The organism is Hydrogenophaga sp. YM1, assembly GCF_016903055.1.
GTDB lineage: Bacteria > Pseudomonadota > Gammaproteobacteria > Burkholderiales > Burkholderiaceae_C > Hydrogenophaga > Hydrogenophaga borbori.
On sequence record NZ_CP070223.1, the window covers coordinates 4,492,313 to 4,509,942 of the forward strand.

General features: G+C 69.1%; 18 protein-coding genes and 1 pseudogene. 7 read left to right on the top strand and 12 right to left on the bottom strand.

The window, feature by feature from the left end; genetic code table 11:
• The first annotated feature begins 106 nt into the window (after positions 1-106).
• From JNX00_RS21160 to JNX00_RS21180, 5 genes are all read left to right on the top strand, one after another.
• Positions 107-1,126 (top strand): TRAP transporter substrate-binding protein, encoded by a 1,020-nt coding sequence (locus JNX00_RS21160; protein WP_204743609.1) that lies wholly within the window; start codon positions 107-109, stop codon positions 1,124-1,126.
• 12 nt (positions 1,127-1,138) lie between these two features.
• The gene (locus JNX00_RS21165) at positions 1,139-1,600 is read left to right on the top strand and encodes a TRAP transporter small permease (RefSeq protein WP_070400855.1); all 462 of its coding nucleotides are present in this window, start codon (positions 1,139-1,141) and stop codon (positions 1,598-1,600) included.
• Positions 1,593-2,870: a TRAP transporter large permease gene (locus tag JNX00_RS21170; protein ID WP_204743610.1), complete on the top strand. Its 1,278-nt coding sequence runs from the start codon at positions 1,593-1,595 to the stop codon at positions 2,868-2,870. The genes JNX00_RS21165 and JNX00_RS21170 overlap by 8 nt, the downstream gene beginning before the upstream one ends.
• Before the next feature lie 90 nt (positions 2,871-2,960).
• A complete protein-coding gene (locus tag JNX00_RS21175; RefSeq protein WP_204743611.1) occupies positions 2,961-3,722 on the top strand; it encodes a class II aldolase/adducin family protein in 762 nt (253 codons plus the stop codon).
• A complete protein-coding gene (locus JNX00_RS21180) occupies positions 3,722-5,065 on the top strand; it encodes a D-serine ammonia-lyase (RefSeq protein WP_204743612.1) in 1,344 nt (447 codons plus the stop codon). The genes JNX00_RS21175 and JNX00_RS21180 overlap by 1 nt, the downstream gene beginning before the upstream one ends.
• A 37-nt stretch (positions 5,066-5,102) precedes the next feature.
• Here JNX00_RS21180 and JNX00_RS21185 read toward each other — a convergent pair.
• A pseudogene (locus JNX00_RS21185) lies at positions 5,103-5,314 on the bottom strand (DUF4287 domain-containing protein).
• Between the two features lie 185 nt (positions 5,315-5,499).
• On the opposite strand from JNX00_RS21185, the gene JNX00_RS21190 reads away from it, so the two are divergent.
• Positions 5,500-7,704, top strand: coding sequence for a TonB C-terminal domain-containing protein (locus JNX00_RS21190; protein ID WP_204743613.1), 2,205 nt, complete (start codon positions 5,500-5,502; stop codon positions 7,702-7,704).
• 14 nt (positions 7,705-7,718) lie between these two features.
• Here the strand turns inward: JNX00_RS21190 and JNX00_RS21195 are convergent, their stop codons facing one another.
• Positions 7,719-8,126, bottom strand: a complete 408-nt coding sequence (locus JNX00_RS21195; protein WP_204743614.1) for a carboxymuconolactone decarboxylase family protein — start codon at positions 8,124-8,126, stop codon at positions 7,719-7,721.
• Positions 8,127-8,204: 78 nt separating this feature from the next.
• On the opposite strand from JNX00_RS21195, the gene JNX00_RS21200 reads away from it, so the two are divergent.
• On the top strand, positions 8,205-8,864 hold the full coding sequence (locus JNX00_RS21200) for a peroxiredoxin (protein WP_070400862.1): 660 nt from the start codon (positions 8,205-8,207) through the stop codon (positions 8,862-8,864).
• Between the two features lie 10 nt (positions 8,865-8,874).
• On the opposite strand, the gene JNX00_RS21205 is transcribed toward JNX00_RS21200, so the two are convergent.
• The 10 genes from JNX00_RS21205 to JNX00_RS21250 all read right to left on the bottom strand — a co-directional run bounded on the left by JNX00_RS21205 (position 8,875) and on the right by JNX00_RS21250 (position 17,629).
• The gene (locus JNX00_RS21205; RefSeq protein WP_070400863.1) at positions 8,875-9,309 is read right to left on the bottom strand and encodes a hypothetical protein; all 435 of its coding nucleotides are present in this window, start codon (positions 9,307-9,309) and stop codon (positions 8,875-8,877) included.
• A gap of 72 nt (positions 9,310-9,381) precedes the next feature.
• Positions 9,382-10,176, bottom strand: coding sequence for a trypsin-like peptidase domain-containing protein (locus JNX00_RS21210; RefSeq protein ID WP_204743615.1), 795 nt, complete (start codon positions 10,174-10,176; stop codon positions 9,382-9,384).
• A 60-nt stretch (positions 10,177-10,236) separates the two neighbouring features.
• A complete protein-coding gene (gshB, locus tag JNX00_RS21215) occupies positions 10,237-11,187 on the bottom strand; it encodes a glutathione synthase (protein WP_204743616.1) in 951 nt (316 codons plus the stop codon).
• On the bottom strand, positions 11,184-12,374 hold the full coding sequence (locus JNX00_RS21220; protein WP_070400866.1) for a benzoate/H(+) symporter BenE family transporter: 1,191 nt from the start codon (positions 12,372-12,374) through the stop codon (positions 11,184-11,186). Before JNX00_RS21220 ends, gshB begins: the two co-directional genes overlap by 4 nt.
• A 60-nt stretch (positions 12,375-12,434) precedes the next feature.
• Positions 12,435-12,845: a SirB2 family protein gene (locus JNX00_RS21225; protein WP_204743617.1), complete on the bottom strand. Its 411-nt coding sequence runs from the start codon at positions 12,843-12,845 to the stop codon at positions 12,435-12,437.
• Positions 12,846-12,848: 3 nt separating this feature from the next.
• Positions 12,849-13,271, bottom strand: coding sequence for an Rrf2 family transcriptional regulator (locus tag JNX00_RS21230; protein ID WP_070400868.1), 423 nt, complete (start codon positions 13,269-13,271; stop codon positions 12,849-12,851).
• Between the two features lie 13 nt (positions 13,272-13,284).
• Complete coding sequence (locus JNX00_RS21235) at positions 13,285-13,701, bottom strand: group III truncated hemoglobin (protein ID WP_070400869.1); 417 nt, start codon at positions 13,699-13,701, stop codon at positions 13,285-13,287.
• 106 nt (positions 13,702-13,807) lie between these two features.
• The gene (locus tag JNX00_RS21240) at positions 13,808-15,679 is read right to left on the bottom strand and encodes a potassium transporter Kup (RefSeq protein WP_070400870.1); all 1,872 of its coding nucleotides are present in this window, start codon (positions 15,677-15,679) and stop codon (positions 13,808-13,810) included.
• Positions 15,680-15,825: 146 nt separating this feature from the next.
• Complete coding sequence (gene gshA / locus JNX00_RS21245) at positions 15,826-17,118, bottom strand: glutamate--cysteine ligase (protein ID WP_070400871.1); 1,293 nt, start codon at positions 17,116-17,118, stop codon at positions 15,826-15,828.
• 124 nt (positions 17,119-17,242) lie between these two features.
• Complete coding sequence (locus JNX00_RS21250; protein WP_070400872.1) at positions 17,243-17,629, bottom strand: RidA family protein; 387 nt, start codon at positions 17,627-17,629, stop codon at positions 17,243-17,245.
• Position 17,630 lies beyond the last annotated feature (1 nt).

The following is a 17,630-nucleotide window of genomic DNA, read 5'->3' on the forward strand; positions in this document are numbered from 1 at the left end:
AACGACCTCTTGTCGACAGTTAACATGCAACAGTTGACAGTTAACATTGGTGACACATACGATGGCGCCGCATTCCACCCCTCCCCACACCACCACAGAGGTACCCATGAGAACTTTTCCCGGTCTGAGGCGCGATGCCTTGAAAGTGGCGGCCGTCGCCTGCGCACTGTGCCTGGCCGGCCCCGTCTGGGCGGCGAAGCACGTGATCAAGGTCTCGCACGCGGTCACCGTGAACCACCCGGGCCACAAGGCCATGCTCAAGTTCAAGGAGAAGGTGGAGGCCGACTCGAAAGGGCAGATCGAGGTACGCATCTTTCATTCCAGTCAGCTCGCCGGCCAGCGCGAAGGCGTCGAAGGTCTGCAGGCCGGGTCGATCGAAATCACCCTGACGCCCAACGGGATTGCGGCCGCCTTCGACCCGACTTTTGCCCTGCTCGACATCCCGTTCCAGTTCGACAGCTCGGCGCACGCGCGCAAGTTCCTGGACAACGGCGGAGAGAAGATGCTGTTCGCCAACCTTGGCAAGGTGGGTCTGGTGGGCCTCGCGGCCTGGGAACAGGGCTTTCGCAACCTGGCCACGGTGAAGGCCCCGGCCATGAAGGCCGCCGACATGCAGGGCCTGAAGCTGCGCACCATGGAAGCGCCGCTGCACATCACGGCCTGGAAGGCCGTGGGCGCCAACCCCACGCCCATCGGCTGGGCCCAGGTCTACACCTCGCTGCAGCAAGGAATCATCGACGGCGTCGAGAACCCCAGCTACATCTTCTCGCAGACCCCGGTGCACGAGCAGCTCAAGTTCCTCACGCTCACCAAGCACATCTACGACCCGATCCTGGTGCTGGGCTCCAAGGCATTTTTCGACAAGCTGCCCGCCGATCTGCGAACCCTGGTATTCCACTCGCTGAGTTCGCTCACGCCGCAGGAGCGCCAGTACGTCGACGAAGACGTCACCAAGGCAGAAACCAAGGATCTGCCGGGCTTCGGCGTGAAAGTCATGGACATGCCGGCCGCCAATATGGCCGAACTGGCCAAGGCCTCGCAACCGCCTGTGATCAAGGACGTGGAACGCCGCGTGGGCGCCCCCGCACTGCAGGCCTGGCAGTCCGCCGTCAACGCCGCTCGCTGAAGGCACTGAGCCATGGCTCGTCTGGCCAGTCTCTATCGCGGCACCGTCGGCATCGCCACCCTGGTGGTGGCCGGCCTTCTGATCGCTCAGGTGTTCTTCCGCTACGTGCTGGGCAGTTCGCTCGCATGGGGTGAAGAGGTTTCCACCTTCCTGATGATCTGGGCAGGCCTGCTGGGTGCGGCGACGCTGGCGGCGCAAGACCGCTACATCGCCTTCTCCGCCATCAAGGACAGCCAACGCCCCTGGCTGCGCAAGGCCAGCCGCACGCTGGCCTCGCTGGCGGCCATCGGCTTCGCGCTGCTCCTCGTGACCAACGGGGCGCGGGTGTCTTTCCTCGCAGAGTTTTCGCCCAGATCGTCCGCGGCCGAAATCCCGCTGAACTGGGTGTATGCGGTGTTTCCAATCGCCGGGCTCATCGTCATCGGCGGTGCCCTGCTGCGTCTCCTGCACATCTGGCGAGGTCGCGATGAATGAAGCCATGGCGCTCCTGCTGCTGGTCGGCGGCGTGCTGCTGCTGGTGGGCGCCCCCATCTGGGCCACCATCGGGCTCGCCTCGGCGAGCTACATCTGGGTGCAGGGATTCCCCACCAACCTGATCGTGCAGCGCATGTTCAACAACATGGACTCGTTCCTGTTGTTGGCCGTGCCCATGTTCATGCTGGCCGGTGAGGTCATGAACACCTCCGGCCTGACGGCGCGCCTGCTCGATCTGGCGCACGTGCTGTTGCGCCGCCTGCGCGCGGGTCTGGCCATGGCCAACCTGGGCACCAACATGATGATGGCGGGCATCTCGGGTTCGGCCCTGGCGGACGCCTCCGCCCTGACGGCGCTGATGAAGCCCAAGATGGTCGAGCAAGGCTACCGCGCATCCTTCGTGGCGGCGCTCACCGCGGCCGGCTCCATCGTGGCGCCCATCATTCCGCCCAGCATCACCTTCATCCTGTTCTCGGTGCTGGCCGACGTGTCGGTGATCGACCTCTTCATGGCGGGCATCTTGCCGGGCGTGGTGATCGTCGCCTTCCAGATGTTCACGGTCAACATGCTGTCGCGACGCGGGCGCATCCCCGCCCACGACGCCGCGCCGGCCCTGAAGACCGGCATCGCGCTCCGGCGGGCGATTCCGGTGCTGATCCTGCCGATCATCATCGTGGGCGGCATCCGCGGCGGCGTCTTCACGCCCATCGAAGGCGCCGCGGTGGCCCTGGCCTACGCGCTGGCCCTGGCCGTGCTCATGCGTCGCATCCGCGTCGACCAGCTGTTGCACCTTTCCTGGGACGTGGCCAAAGGCATGGGCGAGATCCTGCTGATGATCGGATCGGCCAGCCTATTGGCCTGGGTCATCGTGGCCGAGCAGATCCCCGCGGGCGTGGCCTCGGCGATGCTGAGCTTGACCTCCGATCCGCTGATGTTGCTGATCATCATCAACGTGCTGCTCCTGCTCGTGGGCATGGTCCTCGACAACTTCGCCGCGATGGTGATCTTCGTGCCCATCCTGATGCCGGTCGTGCAGCAGTACGGCATCGACCCGGTGCACTTCGGCGTGATCGTCAACGTCAACCTCATGATCGGCTCCATCACGCCGCCCGTGGGCCTGTCGCTGTTCGTCACCAGCCGCGTCGCCGGTGTGTCCTTCGAGAGTTCGGTGAAAGAAATCCTGCCCTTCATCGCCGCCTCTTTGCTCGCACTCGGTGTCATCACCTACGTGCCGGCCCTGTCCCTGGCCATCCCCGGCCTGCTCAAGTAGTCCCCTGGAGACACCGTGCTTCCCACCCGTTCCCACCCATCCACCAAACCCGTCCATGTCGAGGAAAAAAGCAATGCCATGGCGGAGCGCATGCCCGACATCCCGAACCCGGACCCGGCGCGCTACTCCGCCGGCGAATGGCAAACGCGCGTCGATCTGGCGGCGGCCTACCGCCTCATCGCCACGCTCAACATGGACGATGCCATCTTCACGCACATCTCGGTGCGCATCCCCGACACCGATGTGCCCACCTTCCTCATCAACCCCTACGGCATGATGTTCGAGGAGGTCACCGCCACGTCGCTCGTCAAGATCGACGTCAATGGCCACAAGATCTGCGACTCTCCCTGGCCGGTGAACCCCGCGGGCTTCGACATCCACAGCGCCGTGCACACGCGCAGCCCCAATGCGCACTGCGTGATCCACACGCATTCCCTGGCCGGCATGACGGTGGCCTCCATGCCCGAGGGCCTGCTGCCGCTCAACCAGATGTCGCTGCACTTCTACAAGCGCATCGGCCGCTACTCGTACGACACCATCCACTTTCCCGAGCACGAGAAGGACCGGCTGGTGGCCTGCATCGCCGACCATCCCGCGCTGATCATGGAGTCGCACGGCATGATGACCTGCGGCCCCACCGTGGCCGACGCCTTCTTCTACATGTACTACCTCGAGAAGGCCTGCCGCATTCAGGTGCAGGTATTGGCCGGCGCACGCCCTCACATTCCCATGCGCGACGAGGTGGCCGAGGAAGGCCGAGCGCTGTTCGAAGACCGCCACGAACAAAAACGCTTCATGTGGGCCGCCTTCGTGCGCAAGCTCCACCGCGACGCACCCGACTTCGCCCGCTGATGGCCGCCTCCGCTGAACACCTCTCCGATGCCGCCGCCCGCATCGATCCAACCCTTCTGACCCGGCTGCGTGAGCGCGAGCCGCTGCTGTGGGTGAACCCCCATGCCGAGTCCATGGCCGCCGGTGTCGACGCGCTGGACGCCGGCTTCGACATGGCATCCGCGGCCTCACGCTTCAAACGCTTTCGCGGCCTCATGCGCGCGCTGTTCCCGGCGCTGGAGCCGCTCGAGGGCCGCGTGGAGTCCGAGTTGCTGCCGCTGCCGCGCTTTTCCGCTCTGCTCGGGGGGCAAGGCACCTGGTTCCTCAAAGGCGATCACGCGCTACCGGTGGCGGGCTCGGTCAAGGCGCGAGGGGGCTTTCACGAGGTGCTGGCGCACGCTGAACGCCTGGCAACCGCACACGGCCTGCTGCAGCCGGGGCAAGACCCGATCGTGCTGCAACAGCCCGCGGCGCGCGCCTTCTTCTCACGGCACACCATCTCGGTGGGCAGCACGGGCAACCTGGGCCTGGGCATCGGACTCATCGCCGCCGGCCTGGGCTTTCAGGCCGAAGTGCACATGTCCGCCGACGCCAAGGAATGGAAGAAGCGGCGCCTGCGCGACCGGGGCATCCGCGTCGTCGAACACGCGGGCGACTTCGCCGATGCACTGGAGGGCGGCCGTCAGCGCGCCGCCACGGACCCGAGCGTGCACTTCGTGGACGACGAGCGCTCGGCCGACCTCTTCCTGGGATATGCGGTCGCCGCACAGGAACTCGCGCGACAGCTCGACGCGATCGGCCGCACGCCCCGTCGCGAGCGACCGCTGTTCGTGCACCTGCCCTGCGGCGTGGGCGGTTCACCTGGCGGCATCACCTACGGTCTCAAAGCCTTGTTCGGCGACGCGGTACACACCTTCTTCGCGGAGCCGGTGGCCGCGCCCTGCATGCTGGTGCAACTGAGCGCCAGTGGCCAGGGCCCGCTCTCGGTCTACGACATCGGTCTGGACAACAGGACCGATGCCGATGGCCTGGCCGTGGCGCAGGCCTCGCACCTGGTGGCGCCGATGATGAAGCGCCGGCTCGGCGGTGTGTTCACGGTGCGCGACGACGACCTGCTGCGCGACGTGTGCCGCCTCCAGCGCACGGAAGGTGTGCTGCTTGAACCGTCGGCCATCGCGGCAGCGCGCGGCCCCTTGTTCCTCGCGCAGTCCGAGGCTGGTCGCGCCTACCTGGACGCCCACGGCCTGCGACCCGATGACCCGAATGCCACCCACGTCATCTGGGCAACGGGGGGCTCACTCGTGCCGGCAGAAGAGCATGCGCGATACCAGGCGAAGGGCGCCGCACTGCTTGGCAGCGGATGAACCCGGGGCGGGCTGGCGGGCGGCCGTAAGCGCTCGCTTACCCGCGCTTGGCCAGAAACCACGCCACCAGCGCATTGGCGTGTCCATGGCCCGTCCGTGGTCGGCCTTCAACAGCGCCACCAGCGCCATGTGCTTGAGCGGGCCGGCCTGGCGCAGCACGCCCATCCAATGCTCAATGGGCTGACCGTACTTTTTCTCGATGGAAGGAAAGTAGGACGCGGGGCCCTGGGGTTTGTCGTTCGAGGCCATGGAGGTCTTCCTTCGCGCGGGCGTGGACAAAACGCCGTGGCGGCCCGCGCGCCCGGCCACCACTGAACATGACGACGGCCATGGGACCCTGGAATCGACAGCGGTCCTGAAAAAAACGAGCGTTGCACGGCCTGTCGCGACCATCGCCCCGCGAGCGCGCCGGTTTGGACGAGACAATGCGCCCCATGCAGACCGCGAAGGACAACGAGGCGCCCGTGCGACGGCCGCTGCCACCGCTGGCGGCGGTGCTGGCCTACCGCTGGCGGCCGCGCGGCTGGCTGGTGTCCGAGCCGCGCCGGCAAACCTTCGCGTGGTCGGTCTCGCTGCTGGTGCACGCGCTGGTCCTGAGCCTGACCTTCGGCGACGGTCTGGACCTGCCGGGGCTGGAGCTGCCGTGGAAGGAGCGGCGTACCGAGGTGCCGGAACTGCGAGCGCGCCTGTCACCGCCACCAGCGCCCGCCGCCGAAGCGGCGCCGCCCGCCAGCGTGTCTGCGCCTCGCCCCACCCCGCCGGCGCCCCCGAGCGCCGGGGCCTTGACGGTGCTCGACCACGCCGCGCTGCAGGCCCGACGGCAGGAGGCCCAGCGACAGGAAGCCTTGCGGCAGGAGGCCGCGCGCCGGGAAGCCCAGCGCGCGGAAGCGGCGCGCCAGTTGGCCGAGCGGCGAGCGGCCGAGCGCCGGGCCGCGGCCCAGGCGGCGGCGGCCCAACGCGAGGCGGCCCGGCAGGCCAGGGCACGCGAACTGGCGGCCCAGCAGGCCGCAGCGCGCGAGGCGGCGGCCAGGGAAGTGGCGGCCAGGGCGGCGGCCGAACAGGCCGACACCGCCCGGCAAACCGCCGAACACGAGGCGGCCGCCCGACAGGACGCGGCGCGGGTCGCGGCCGACCAACAGGAGGCGGCCCGGCAAGCCGCCGCGCGCCAGCAGGCCGAGAGCGAGCTGGCGGCACGCGAAGCCACCGCGGCCCGCGAAGCGGCCGAACAGGTGGCGGCGCAGCGCGCCGAGATGGAGCGCCTGGAAGTCGAACGTCAGGACGCCCTGCGGCAGGCGAGCGCCCGCGCCGAGGCCGAGCGCGTGGAAGCGGCGCGGCAGGCCACCGCGCGGGACGCTCAGCAACAGCAGCAGCAACAGGAAGTCGAGCGACAGGAAGCGCTCCGCCGGGAGGCCGCGCAGCGGGCGGCCGAACAGGCGCAGCAGGCCGAACGCGAGGCCACCGCTCGGGAGGAGACGGCTAGGCAGGAAATCGCTCGCCAGGAAGCGGCCCGCCAAGAGAGCGCCCGCCAGCAAGCCGCGCGGGCGGAGGCTGCACGGGCAGAAGCCGAACGGCTGGCCAACGAACAGCTGGCCCGCGAGCGCTTGGAAGCACAGCGCCAGGCCGAGCAAGCGGCGCAACGGCTGGAAGCGGAGCAACAAGCCGCCGCACAGCGCGAAGCCGCTCGGCAGGCGGCCGAGCGGGCCGAGGCCGAACGCCTCGCGGCGGAACAGCAGGCGGCGCGTGAGGCCGAACAGCAGGCGGCCGAGGCCGCACGACAGGCCGCTCAGCGCGACGCGGCTGCGAGGCAGGAAGCGCAGCGAGCAGCCGAGGCCGAAGCCGCTCAACCCGCGGCCGAGCGCCGGGCCAACGAACTGGCGGCCGCGCAACAGGCCGCAGCTCAAGCTCAAGCTCAAGCTCAAGCTCAAGCTCAAGCTCAAGCTCAAGCTCAAGCTCAAGCTCAAGCTCAAGCTCAAGCTCAAGCTCAAGCTCAGGCTCAGGCTCAGGCTCAGGCAGAGGCGGCAAGGCTAGAGGCCGAAGGCCAGGCGGCTGCTCGCGCCGCGGCGGCGGCCGCAGCGGAGGCACAAGCCACCGCCCAGGCAGAAGTCGCCCGACTGCAAGGCGAGCGCGAGGCCGCCGCCAGGACCGAGGCCGCGCGCCTGCAGGCCGAACGGCAGGCCGAGGACGAGGCCCGCGAGGAGAGACGCCGCGCCATCGGTCGCCAGCTCAACGAAGAGGCCGACCGCCGCGCGGCCGCCGAGGCCGAGGCACAGCGCAACCCGTCCGCCAGCGGCCTGCGCCGCGTCCGACTCTTCGGGCGCTACGACCCCAACCGCGACCTGGTCCTCTACGCCGAGGCCTGGGCCAAGCGCATCGAGATGAACATGCCGGTGGAACTGGTGCGCGAGGCGGCCCGGCAGCGCTACACCGACCCGGTGGTGACGGTCGCCATCCGCAGCGACGGCACGATCGAATCGGTCACGCTGGTGCGCACCAGCGGCGTGGCCACCATCGACGAGGCCATTCCGCGCCTGGTGCACGGCATGGCGCACACCGCCTTCCCGCCGGCCATGGCCCGCCAGTACGACGTGATCGAGATCCGCCGCAGCTGGCACTTCGACGTCGCCGTGCGCCTGTACTGAGGCGCGCCGCCGCCTCAGGCGCGGCCAGCGTCGAACACCGGGTCGACCTCGACCTGCAGGGCCGTGGCCAGGTGGTTGGTCTTGGCGGCCAGGCCGACGATGGCCATCAGTTCCGCGTGCTGGGCGTGCGTCATGCCCTTGGCGCGCGCCGCCGCCGTGTGCGAGTGCACGCAGTAGCCGCAGCCATTGGCGACGGAGACCGCGATGTAGACCAGTTCCTTGGTCAGCGGGTCCAGTAGCGAGGGCGTGGCCATCAGCCGCTTCACCTCGGCCCAGGTGCCCTCCAGCAGCGCGGGGTCGAAGGCCAGGGCGCGCCACAGGTTGTTGACGAAGTCGGTCTTGCGCGTGGCGCGGATGTCGTCGAAGACGGCCTTCACGCGCGGATCGGCTTCGGGCTCGGCCAAGGGGCGAACGGTGGTCATGGTGCAGGTAACTCCTTCATGGACACGGTCTTTCGGACTGCGCACACTAGCGGCTTTTCACCCGCCCAGGAGCCCGGCATGTCCCTACGCATCAACGACACCGCACCGAACTTCAGCGCCCAGACCACGCAAGGCGTCATCGACTTTCACAGCTGGATCGGCGACCAGTGGGCCATCCTCTTCTCGCACCCCAAGGACTTCACCCCCGTCTGCACCACCGAGCTGGGCTACATGGCCCGCATCGAACCCGAGTTCACGAAGCGCAACACCAAGCTCATCGGTCTGTCGGTGGACCCGGTGGACAGCCACGGCAAGTGGGTCACCGACATCGAGGAAACGCAGGGCGCCACGGTCAAGTACCCCATGATCGGCGACGTCGACCTGAAGGTGGCCAAGCTCTACAACATGCTGCCGGCCGAAGAACCCGGCAGCGCCGAAGGCCGCACCGCCGCCACCAACGCCACGGTGCGCTCGGTCTTCATCATCGGGCCCGACAAGAAGATCAAGCTCATGATGACCTACCCCATGACCACGGGCCGCAACTTCGACGAGATCCTGCGCGCGCTCGATTCGATTCAGCTCACCGCGAGGCACAAGGTGGCGACCCCCGCGAACTGGACGCAGGGGCAGGACGTGATCATCGCGGGCTCGGTGAGCGATGCGGACGCCAAGACCCTGTTCCCCGATGGCTGGAAGGCGCTCAAGCCCTACCTGCGCATCGTCAAGCAGCCGCGCTGAGCGGGGCGCCTCAGGGCTGGTAGCAGGCGCCCGTGGCGTCGTGGTGGATGGCGATGAGGTCGCCACCGGCGCTGCCCCAGACGTTGCCGCCGGTGAAGATCAGGCAGCCCTCGCCTTTGTAGAGCGCTTGCAGGCGGCGCGCGTCGTTGCCGAAATAGAACGGAATCCAGCGCTTGCCCGATTCGTAGGAATGCGAACGGTCGGGCGCACGGTCCATCAGGGTCTGCACCTCGTCCATGCCCATGCCGATCTGGAGCCGGGCGAAGCGGCTGCCGGGCCGGGCCTTGCCGGTGACCTCGCCCTGGAAGGAGCCGTCCCGCGAGGTGGCGCTCTGGGTGCCGTCGGCGGCGGGCGCGGTGGACGGGGCGGATGGGCGCGTCGAGGGGGATGAGCAGGCGCCCAAGACGGTGAGGGCGGCGATCAGGATGAGTCGATGGAGGCGCATGGGCGGCAGCGGCGGGTGGTGAACGGCCCGCCAGTGTGCACAGCGCGACGGGGGCATACCCCCTGTCGTTCTCTACGCGGGACCGCTCTGTCCCGCCGCGGGCGGCTCCGTCAGCGTGAGCAGGATGTCCGCGTACCAGGCGCAGTTCAGGCCCAGGGATTCGTCGAGCGCCTGGTCGCGGTTGCCCATGTCCAGGCGCGAGGAGTGCACGCCCAGCAGCCGCCAGGGCAGCACACCGGTCGCGGGCACGGGGTCGCGCATGACCACCGGTGCGCCACTGATGCCACGGTGCGCGCGCCCGTCGGTGAGAAAGGTGCCTTGCCCCTGGAAGCGGATGCCGAAGGGCGAGGCGATGGCGGCGCGGCGCAGCACCGGGAGCTGGTGCACCTCGTCGTGAAAGCCCAGCGGAAAACCCGCGATGAACAGCGTGGCGTCCACGGGCACGGCGTCAAAGTCGCGAACGATGTGCGCGGGCGTGAAGGCGAACAGCACCGACTCCTTCGGCAGGGCCTCGCGATCGATTTCGAGCACGGCCACGTCGATGTCGCCGCCGCTGTCCTGGCCCTGGCGCCACAGCGCCGTGCCGTCGGCGTACAGCGGCATGGAAAAGCCGGTGCAGCGCGTGAGGTCCTGAAGGTCCAGGTGCAGGGTGATCTCGATGCGGTCCGGCCGGTGCTCGCTGCCCTCGTCGATGAAGACGTGGCGGCTGGTCGCGAGGAAGAGGTGTTCGTCGCGCGCGAAGAAGAAGCCGCTGGCGTTGGTGAGCGATTGCTCGCCCAGGAAGGTGCCGACCTTCGGCGTGGCGAGGAACAGCGGGTCCACCGGCGGCGAGACCGGCGCGGCGGGGGTCTTGGGGGGGGGGTTCATCGCCACAGTGTGAGGGCTTGGCGGCGCCCAGGCCACCGGCCGCGATGGCAGGCCATCGCGTCAGCCCAGCGCCGCCTCCAGCGCGTCCACGAACATCGCCGGCACGTCGAAGCCGGTCTGCTGCTGGATCTCCTGGAAACAGGTGGGGCTGGTGACGTTGATCTCGGTCACGCGGTTGCCGATCATGTCCAGGCCCACCAGCAGCAGGCCGCGCGCGGCCAGCGTGGGCGCCATGGCCTCGGCCACGGCGCGGTTGTCGTCGGACAGCGGTTGGGCCACGCCCTTGCCACCGGCCGCCAGGTTGCCGCGCACCTCGCTGCCCTGCGGGATGCGCGCGAGCACGAAGGGCGCCACCTTCCCGCCGATGAGCAGCAGGCGCTTGTCGCCCTCCACGATCTCGGGCAGGTAGCGCTGCACCATCACGCTGGTGGCGCCGCCCTGGTTCAGGGTCTCGATGATGGAGCCCAGGTTCAGACCGTCCTCGCGCACGCGGAAGATGCCCATGCCGCCCATGCCGTCGAGCGGCTTGAGGATGACGTCGCGCTGCTCGGCGTGGAAGGCGCGCACGGCCTCGGCCGAGCGCGTCACCAGGGTGGGCGGCGCGAACTGCGGCCACTCCATCAGCGCGAGTTTTTCGGGGTGGTCGCGCAGCGCGGCGGGCTTGTTGAACACGCGCGTGCCTTCGCGCTCGGCCTGCTCCAGCAGGTGGGTGGCGTAAAAGAACTCGCTGTCGAAGGGCGGGTCCTTGCGCATCAGCACGGCGTCGAAGCTCGCCAGGGCCTCGCGGCCCTCGCCGCTCACGTCGAACCAGTGGTCGAGTTCGCCGGTGAGGCGCAGGTGCCGCACCTGGGCGGTGACACGGCCGCCGCTCACCCATTGCAGGTGGCGCGGCTCGCAGGCCGCGAGCGCGTGGCCGCGGCGCTGCAGCTCGCGCATCATCGCGAAGGTGCTGTCCTTGTAGGTCTTGAAAGCTTCGAGCGGGTCGGCGACGACCAGGATCTTCTTCGTCATGGGCGGGGGTGTTTTTTCGCGAGGCCGTACTGTTGCACAAAGAGCGCGGCGGCGCCGGCCACCACCCCCCAAAAGGCCGAGCCGATGCCGGCTATCACCACGCCGCTGAGCGTGACGAGGAAGGTGATGAGCGCGGCCTCGCGGTGCTCATCGTCCTTGAGCGCGGCGTGCAGCCCGCCGCCGATGCTGCCCAGCAGGGCGATGCCCGCGATGGCCATCACCAGCTCGCGCGGGAAGGCGATCAGCAGGCCCGTGACCAGCGCGCCCACCAGACCGATGGCCACGTACAGCGCGCCGCACACCACTGCGGCGGTGTAGCGCTTGTCGCGGTCGGGGTGGGCCTCGGGACCCATGCAGATGGCCGCGGTGATGGCCGAGAGGTTGAGCGCGAAGGCGCCGAAAGGCGCCAGCACCAGCGTGGCGATGCCCGTGACGGTGAGGATGCGCGAGATGGGCATGTCGTAGCCCGCCGCGCGGATGGCCGCCACGCCCGGCAGGTTCTGCGAGGCCATGGTGACGATGAACAGCGGCAGCGCCAGGCTGGTGAGCGCCGCCAGGCTGAAGCTCGGCGCGGTGAACACCGGCACGGCCCATTCGAGCCTGAGCGCGCCCGCGTTGAAGCGGCCGGTAGCCAGTACCTGCGCCACGCCCGCGAGCAGCGTGAACACCACCGCGTAGCGCGGCGCCAGGCGGCGCGCCACCAGGTAGACCAGCAGCATCAGCACCACCAGGCCCAGCGCGGTCTGCGCCGCGCCGAAGGCCTGCAGGCCGAAGCGCGCCAGCACGCCGGCCAGCAGCGCCGCGGCGATGGCCATGGGAATGCGGTTCATGACCCGCTCGAACCAGCCGGTGGCGCCCGCCAGGGTGATGAGCGCGCCGCAGACCAGAAAGGCGCCGATGGCGTCGGACATCGTGAAACCGCCGGCCAGGCCCGCGCTGGCCAGCACCGCCGCGCCGGGCGTGCTCCAGGCCACCATCACGGGCTGGCGCAGCAGCAGCGAGGGAATCGCCGAGCACAGGCCCATGCCCAGGCCCAGCGCCCACATCCAGGACGTGATCTGCGCCGGCGTGGCGCCGAAGGCCTGCGCCGCCTGGAAGACGATCGCCACCGAGCTCGTGAAACCCACCAGCACCGCGACAAAGCCGGCGGTGGCGGCGGAAAGGCTGAGGTCCTTGAAGAATCGCATCGCGCGATTCTGCCGGGACAGGCCCGGCGCCGCTGGCGCGGGCCCGACAGGCCGGCGGGCTCAGCCCGCCGGCAGCAGGCGCAGCAGCACCGCGGGATCGTGCGCCCGCGCGACCGCCACCATGGCCGCGAAACAGGCCAGGGCCGCCGCGAAGGCCATGGCCCGGCCCGTCGGCGTGCGCGCCCGCCGCAGGGCCAGCGTGCCGAGCACGATGTAGGCCACGAGCAGGCCCAGCTTGAGCTGCAGCCACGGCGTGGCGAAGGGGTTGAGCCGCAGCGCCGCGAGCAGCAGCAGGGCCGCCATCAGCAGGGCGGTGTCGATGAGCTGGCTCAGGCGGCGCACCGGCGCCGCCAGCGGCGCGGCCGAGCCCAGCAGCACGCCCACGCCGCGCGCGGCGAACAGTCCGCCGCTGGTCAGCGCCAGCGCGACGTGCGCGGCCTTGATCCAGGGGTAGGCCATCAGCAGGTCCATGGTTCAGGCCCGCCGCAGCACCGCCGCCGCCGGGGGCAGCAGGTCGGCCAGGGTGTGGCCGTCCAGGTGCGAGAGGAAGCTCTGGAGCGCGCCGTCCAGCACGCCCGCCAGCCCGCAACGGCCGGTAAGCGCGCAACGGCTGTCCTCACCGAAGCACTCGACGAGCAGGAAGTCCGGCTCCATCCCCCGCACCACCGCGCCGAGGTTGATATCGGCCGGCGCGCGCGCGAGCCGCATGCCGCCGCCCTTGCCGCGCACGGTTTCGATCCAGCCCTGGCGGCCCAGCAGGTGCGTGACCTTCATGAGGTGGGCCTCGGAGATGCCGTGCGCCTGCGCGACCTCGGCGATGGTGCACAGCCGCCCGGGCTGGCGCGCCACGTACATCAGCAGGCGCAACGCGTAGTCGGTCAGCGTGGTCAGGCGCATGGCGTCGACCGGCTCAGGGCGTGGCGCCGGCCGGGTTCAGGCCACGGGGCAGGGCCTGGGGGTCGCGGCCCATCTGCCAACCCATCCACAGGCTCTGGGCGATGCGCCCGGCGAGCGCGCGGGCCTGTACCGCCATGCGGCGGTTCGGCTGCGCGTCGGCCACTTCGCCGAACAGCGCCAGCCAGCGCTCGAACAGCTCGGCGCTCAACTCGGGCAGGGCCGCGTGTTTTTGCATGGGGTTGCCCGTGTAGCGCCCGGTGCGCCGCAGCACCGAGGACCAGAAGTCCACCAGCTTGTCGAGGTGGTGGTCCCAATCGTCGATGCGGGCGTTGAAGATGGGCGCAAGGACCGCGTCCTGGCGCACGCGCGCGTAGAAGGCGTGCACCAGCACCTTCAGCTCTTCCTCGGTGCACAGATCGGTCGTGGTCATGGGACTTCCTCGTCGCCGCTGCCGGGGGCAGGGATCAATAAGATCTATTTTATTTCGATCTTATAGAGCCGCCAAATCCCTGTTGCCCTCGCGGGCCTCCAAGGCCTCAGATCTCGACCTTGGAGCCCAGCTCCACCACCGCGTTGGCCGGCAGGTGCAGGAAGGCCGCGGCGCCGGCGGCGTTGTGGTGCATGGCGGCGAAGAGCTTCTCGCGCCAGGGCGCCATGCCGCTGCCCAGCGTGGGCGTGACCACGTCGCGCGACAGGAAGTAGCTCGTGGTCATGGGCTCGATCTCGCAGCCGCGCAGGCGCAGCGGCTCCAGCGCGGCGGGCACGTCGGGGTCGTTCTTGAAGCCGTAGTGGATGGTGACCGCCCAGCAGTCGTGGCCCAGGGGCTCGACCTCCAGCCGCTCGCTCATGCCGATCCAGGGCACCTGGTGCGAGCGCACGGTGACGAACAGGTTCTGCTCGTGCAGCACCTTGTTGTGCTTGAGGTTGTGCAAGAGCGCGTTGGGCACGATGCCCGGGTCGGCGGTGAGGAACACCGCCACGCCGGGCACGCGCAGCGGCGGCTCGACGAACACCGCGTCGAGAAAGCCATTGAGCTCCAGTGCCTCGGCCTGCTGGGCCTTGGACATGAGGCGGCGTCCCTGCTTCCAGGTCATCATCAACGTGAACACCGCGCCGCCGATGACCAGCGGGAACCAGCCGCCATGGAACAGCTTGAGCATGTTCGAGCTGAAGAAGGCCAGGTCGATGACGAAGAACAGGCCCGTGGCGCCCACGCACAGCCACAGCGGGTATTTCCAGCCGTAGCGGATGACGAAGAAGGTGAGCGTGGTGGTGATGAGCATGTCCAGGGTGACCGCGATGCCGTAGGCCGAGGCCAGGTTGCTGGAGGACTTGAACATCACCACCGCCAGCACGATGGCGGTGAACAGCGCCCAGTTGACGAAGGGGATATAGATCTGCCCCGTGTCGCGCACGCTGGTGTGGCGCAGGTTCAGGCGCGGCAGGTAGCCGAGCTGGATGGCCTGCTTGGTCACGCTGAAGGCGCCCGAGATCAGCGCCTGCGAGGCGATCACCGTGGCCGCCGTGGCCAGCACCACCAGCGGCAGCAGCGCCCAGGTGGGCGCCATGCGGAAGAAGGGGTTGCTCACCGCGCTCGGGTCGGCCAGCAGCAGCGCGCCCTGGCCGAAGTAGTTCAGGGTGAGGCAGGGCATGACCACCGCGAACCAGGCCAGGCGGATCGGCTTCTTGCCGAAGTGGCCGAGGTCGGCGTACAGCGCCTCGGCGCCGGTGACGGCCAGCACCACCGCACCCAGGATGATGAAGGTTACGCCCGGCTGCTGCCACAGGAAACGCAGCGCATGGTGCGGGCTGAGCGCGCCCAGGATTTCGGGGTGGTGCACGATGTGCGAGACGCCCAGCGCGGCCACCGCGAGGAACCACAACAGCGTGATCGGCCCGAAGTAGCGGCCGATGCCGCCCGTGCCGCGCTTCTGCACCGCGAACAGCACCAGCAGCACCAGCAGGGTCAGCGGGATCACGTAGTGCTGCAGCGCGGGCGAAATCACCGTCAGGCCCTCGACCGCCGAGAGCACCGAGATCGCGGGCGTGATGACGCCGTCGCCATAGAACAGCGAGGTGCCGAAGATGCCGATCACCATCAGCATGCGGCGCAGCGCCGGCTTGTCTTTCACCGCATTGGCAGCCAGCGCGAGCATGGCGATGAGGCCACCTTCGCCCGCGTTGTCGGCGCGCAGCACCAGCACCACGTACTTGAGCGAGACGATGGTCGTCAGCGTCCAGAAGATGATGGACAACACGCCATAGACGTTGCCGTGCGTGAAGGGGACGTGGCCGGACCCGAAGATCTCTTTCACGGCGTACAGCACGCTGGTGCCGATGTCGCCGTACACCACACCGATGGCGCCCAGCGTGAGGGCGGCCAGCGAGGACGGAGCGCGGGAATTCAAGCGAGAAGCCCCACCGGGTTGCCGCGGGGCGTGAACTCAGAAGAGGCGGATTCTGCGCCCGCCAGACGCGGGGCACCACCGGCTGGGACGCCTAAAGCCATGGTCTGCGTGGATTTTGTTGCACCGCAACAACCCCGACCGGCCTGTCAGTCGAGGTTTTCGGCCTCGGGGTCGGTGGCTTCCAGCTCATAGCTCGCCGCCAGCATGGCCAGGCGGCCGATGACGCCGTACATATAGAAGCGGTTGGGCACGCTGGCGCCAGGCTTCACGCCGGGCTGCGGCAGCTGGGCGCTCTGCTCGAAGGCCAGGGGCACGAAGCTGGAGCCCGGGGCGTTCAGGTTCTCGTCCTCCCCGCGGTCGGCGTGGATGCGGTAGAAGCCGCCGACCACGTAGCGGTCCATCATGTAGACCACGGGCTCGGCCACGGCGCTGTTGATGCGCTCGTGCGTGAGCACGCCCTCCTGGATGATCACCTCGCTGACCGCCTGGCCCGCCTGCACCGTGGCCATGCGCGCCTTGGTCTTGGGCGAGAGCTTGTCGATGTCCTTGGCGTCGCGCACCGTCATGATGCCCATGCCGCCCGTGCCGTTGTCGGCCTTGATCACCACGAACGGCTTCTCGTTGATGCCGTATTCCTTGTACTTGCGGCGCACCTTGGTGAGCAGCGCGTCGGTGTTGCTGCGCAGGCATTCCAGGCCCGCGTCGGCCTCGAAATCCACCTGACCGCATTGCGCGAACAGGGGGTTGATGAGCCAGGGGTCCATGCCCAGCAGCTTGCCGAAGCGCTTGGACACTTCCTCGTAGGCCTTGAAGTGCAGGCTCTTGCGCCGCGTGCCCCAGCCCGCGTGCAGCGGCGGCAGCAGGTACTGCTCGTGCAGCTCTTCCAGGATGCCAGGCACACCCGCGCTCAGGTCGTTGTTGAGCAGGATGGTGCAGGGATCGAAGTTCTTCAGGCCCAGGCGGCGCTTGCCGCGCTGCAGGGGCTCCAGCGTGACGTGGCCGCCGTCGGGCAGGTCGATGCGCGTGGGCTCGGTGATCTCGTTCGACAGCGAGCCCAGGCGCACGTTGAGCCCGGCCATGTAGAAGATCTTCTGCAGCGTGGCCAGGTTGCTCAGGTAGAAGCTGTCGCGCTGGTTCTCGGGCACCAGCAGCAGGTTCTTGGCCTCGGGGCAGATCTTCTCGATGGCGGCCATGGCGGCCTGCACGGCCAGCGGAATCATCTCGGGCGTGAGGTGGTTCCAGCCGGCGGGAAAGAGGTTGGTGTCCACCGGGGCGAGCTTGAAGCCCGCGTTGCGCACGTCGACCGAGCAGTAGAACGGTGGCGTGTGCTCCATCCATTCCAGCCGGAACCAGCGCTCGATCACCGGCGTGGATTCGAGGATGCGCTGCTCGAGTTCGTTGATCGGGCCGGTGAGGGCGGTGACGAGGTGGGGGACCATGGCGGGGCGGGGGAACCGGGCGGGAGGGCCAGTGTAAATGGGGACGGTGACGGGCATTCCAAGCGCCCGCCGGCGCCCCCGCGCCCGGCTGGCGGCTCGGTGGCCCGCCGGCGCCCGAGGGGCCTCAGCCCGACGACCGGAGCGCGGTCACCTCGATCTCGATGCGCATGCGCGGGTCGGCCAGGCCGGCCGAGATCATCATGGCCGCCGGCCGCACCTCGCCGAAGAAGCGGCGCAGCACCGGCCAGGTTTTCGGGAATTCGCTGCCGTCGGGCAGCACATAGGTCACCCGCACCACGTCGCGCAGGCCGGCGCCGGCCTGCTGCAGCGCGGCCTCGATGTTGCGCAGGCATTGCTCGGTCTGCGCCTCGATGCCGGGCGCGATGTCCATGGTGGTGTAGTCGAAACCGGTGGTGCCGGAAACGAAGACCCAGTCGCCCTGGACCACGGCGCGCGAGTAGCCGATCTCCTGTTCGAAGGTGGAGCCCGATGAGATGAGGGTGCGTGGCATG

Bases quoted from the DNA above. Each gene is read 5' to 3' on its own strand.
- JNX00_RS21160 (WP_204743609.1), top strand. From the start codon at position 107: ATGAGAACTTTTCCCGGTCTGAGGCGCGATGCCTTGAAAGTGGCGGCC.
- JNX00_RS21165 (WP_070400855.1), top strand. From the start codon at position 1,139: ATGGCTCGTCTGGCCAGTCTCTATCGCGGCACCGTCGGCATCGCCACC.
- JNX00_RS21170 (WP_204743610.1), top strand. From the start codon at position 1,593: ATGAATGAAGCCATGGCGCTCCTGCTGCTGGTCGGCGGCGTGCTGCTG.
- JNX00_RS21175 (WP_204743611.1), top strand. From the start codon at position 2,961: ATGCCCGACATCCCGAACCCGGACCCGGCGCGCTACTCCGCCGGCGAA.
- JNX00_RS21180 (WP_204743612.1), top strand. From the start codon at position 3,722: ATGGCCGCCTCCGCTGAACACCTCTCCGATGCCGCCGCCCGCATCGAT.
- JNX00_RS21190 (WP_204743613.1), top strand. From the start codon at position 5,500: ATGCAGACCGCGAAGGACAACGAGGCGCCCGTGCGACGGCCGCTGCCA.
- JNX00_RS21195 (WP_204743614.1), bottom strand. From the start codon at position 8,126: ATGACCACCGTTCGCCCCTTGGCCGAGCCCGAAGCCGATCCGCGCGTG.
- JNX00_RS21200 (WP_070400862.1), top strand. From the start codon at position 8,205: ATGTCCCTACGCATCAACGACACCGCACCGAACTTCAGCGCCCAGACC.
- JNX00_RS21205 (WP_070400863.1), bottom strand. From the start codon at position 9,309: ATGCGCCTCCATCGACTCATCCTGATCGCCGCCCTCACCGTCTTGGGC.
- JNX00_RS21210 (WP_204743615.1), bottom strand. From the start codon at position 10,176: ATGAACCCCCCCCCCAAGACCCCCGCCGCGCCGGTCTCGCCGCCGGTG.
- gshB (WP_204743616.1), bottom strand. From the start codon at position 11,187: ATGACGAAGAAGATCCTGGTCGTCGCCGACCCGCTCGAAGCTTTCAAG.
- JNX00_RS21220 (WP_070400866.1), bottom strand. From the start codon at position 12,374: ATGCGATTCTTCAAGGACCTCAGCCTTTCCGCCGCCACCGCCGGCTTT.
- JNX00_RS21225 (WP_204743617.1), bottom strand. From the start codon at position 12,845: ATGGACCTGCTGATGGCCTACCCCTGGATCAAGGCCGCGCACGTCGCG.
- JNX00_RS21230 (WP_070400868.1), bottom strand. From the start codon at position 13,271: ATGCGCCTGACCACGCTGACCGACTACGCGTTGCGCCTGCTGATGTAC.
- JNX00_RS21235 (WP_070400869.1), bottom strand. From the start codon at position 13,701: ATGACCACGACCGATCTGTGCACCGAGGAAGAGCTGAAGGTGCTGGTG.
- gshA (WP_070400871.1), bottom strand. From the start codon at position 17,118: ATGGTCCCCCACCTCGTCACCGCCCTCACCGGCCCGATCAACGAACTC.
- JNX00_RS21250 (WP_070400872.1), bottom strand. From the start codon at position 17,629: ATGCCACGCACCCTCATCTCATCGGGCTCCACCTTCGAACAGGAGATC.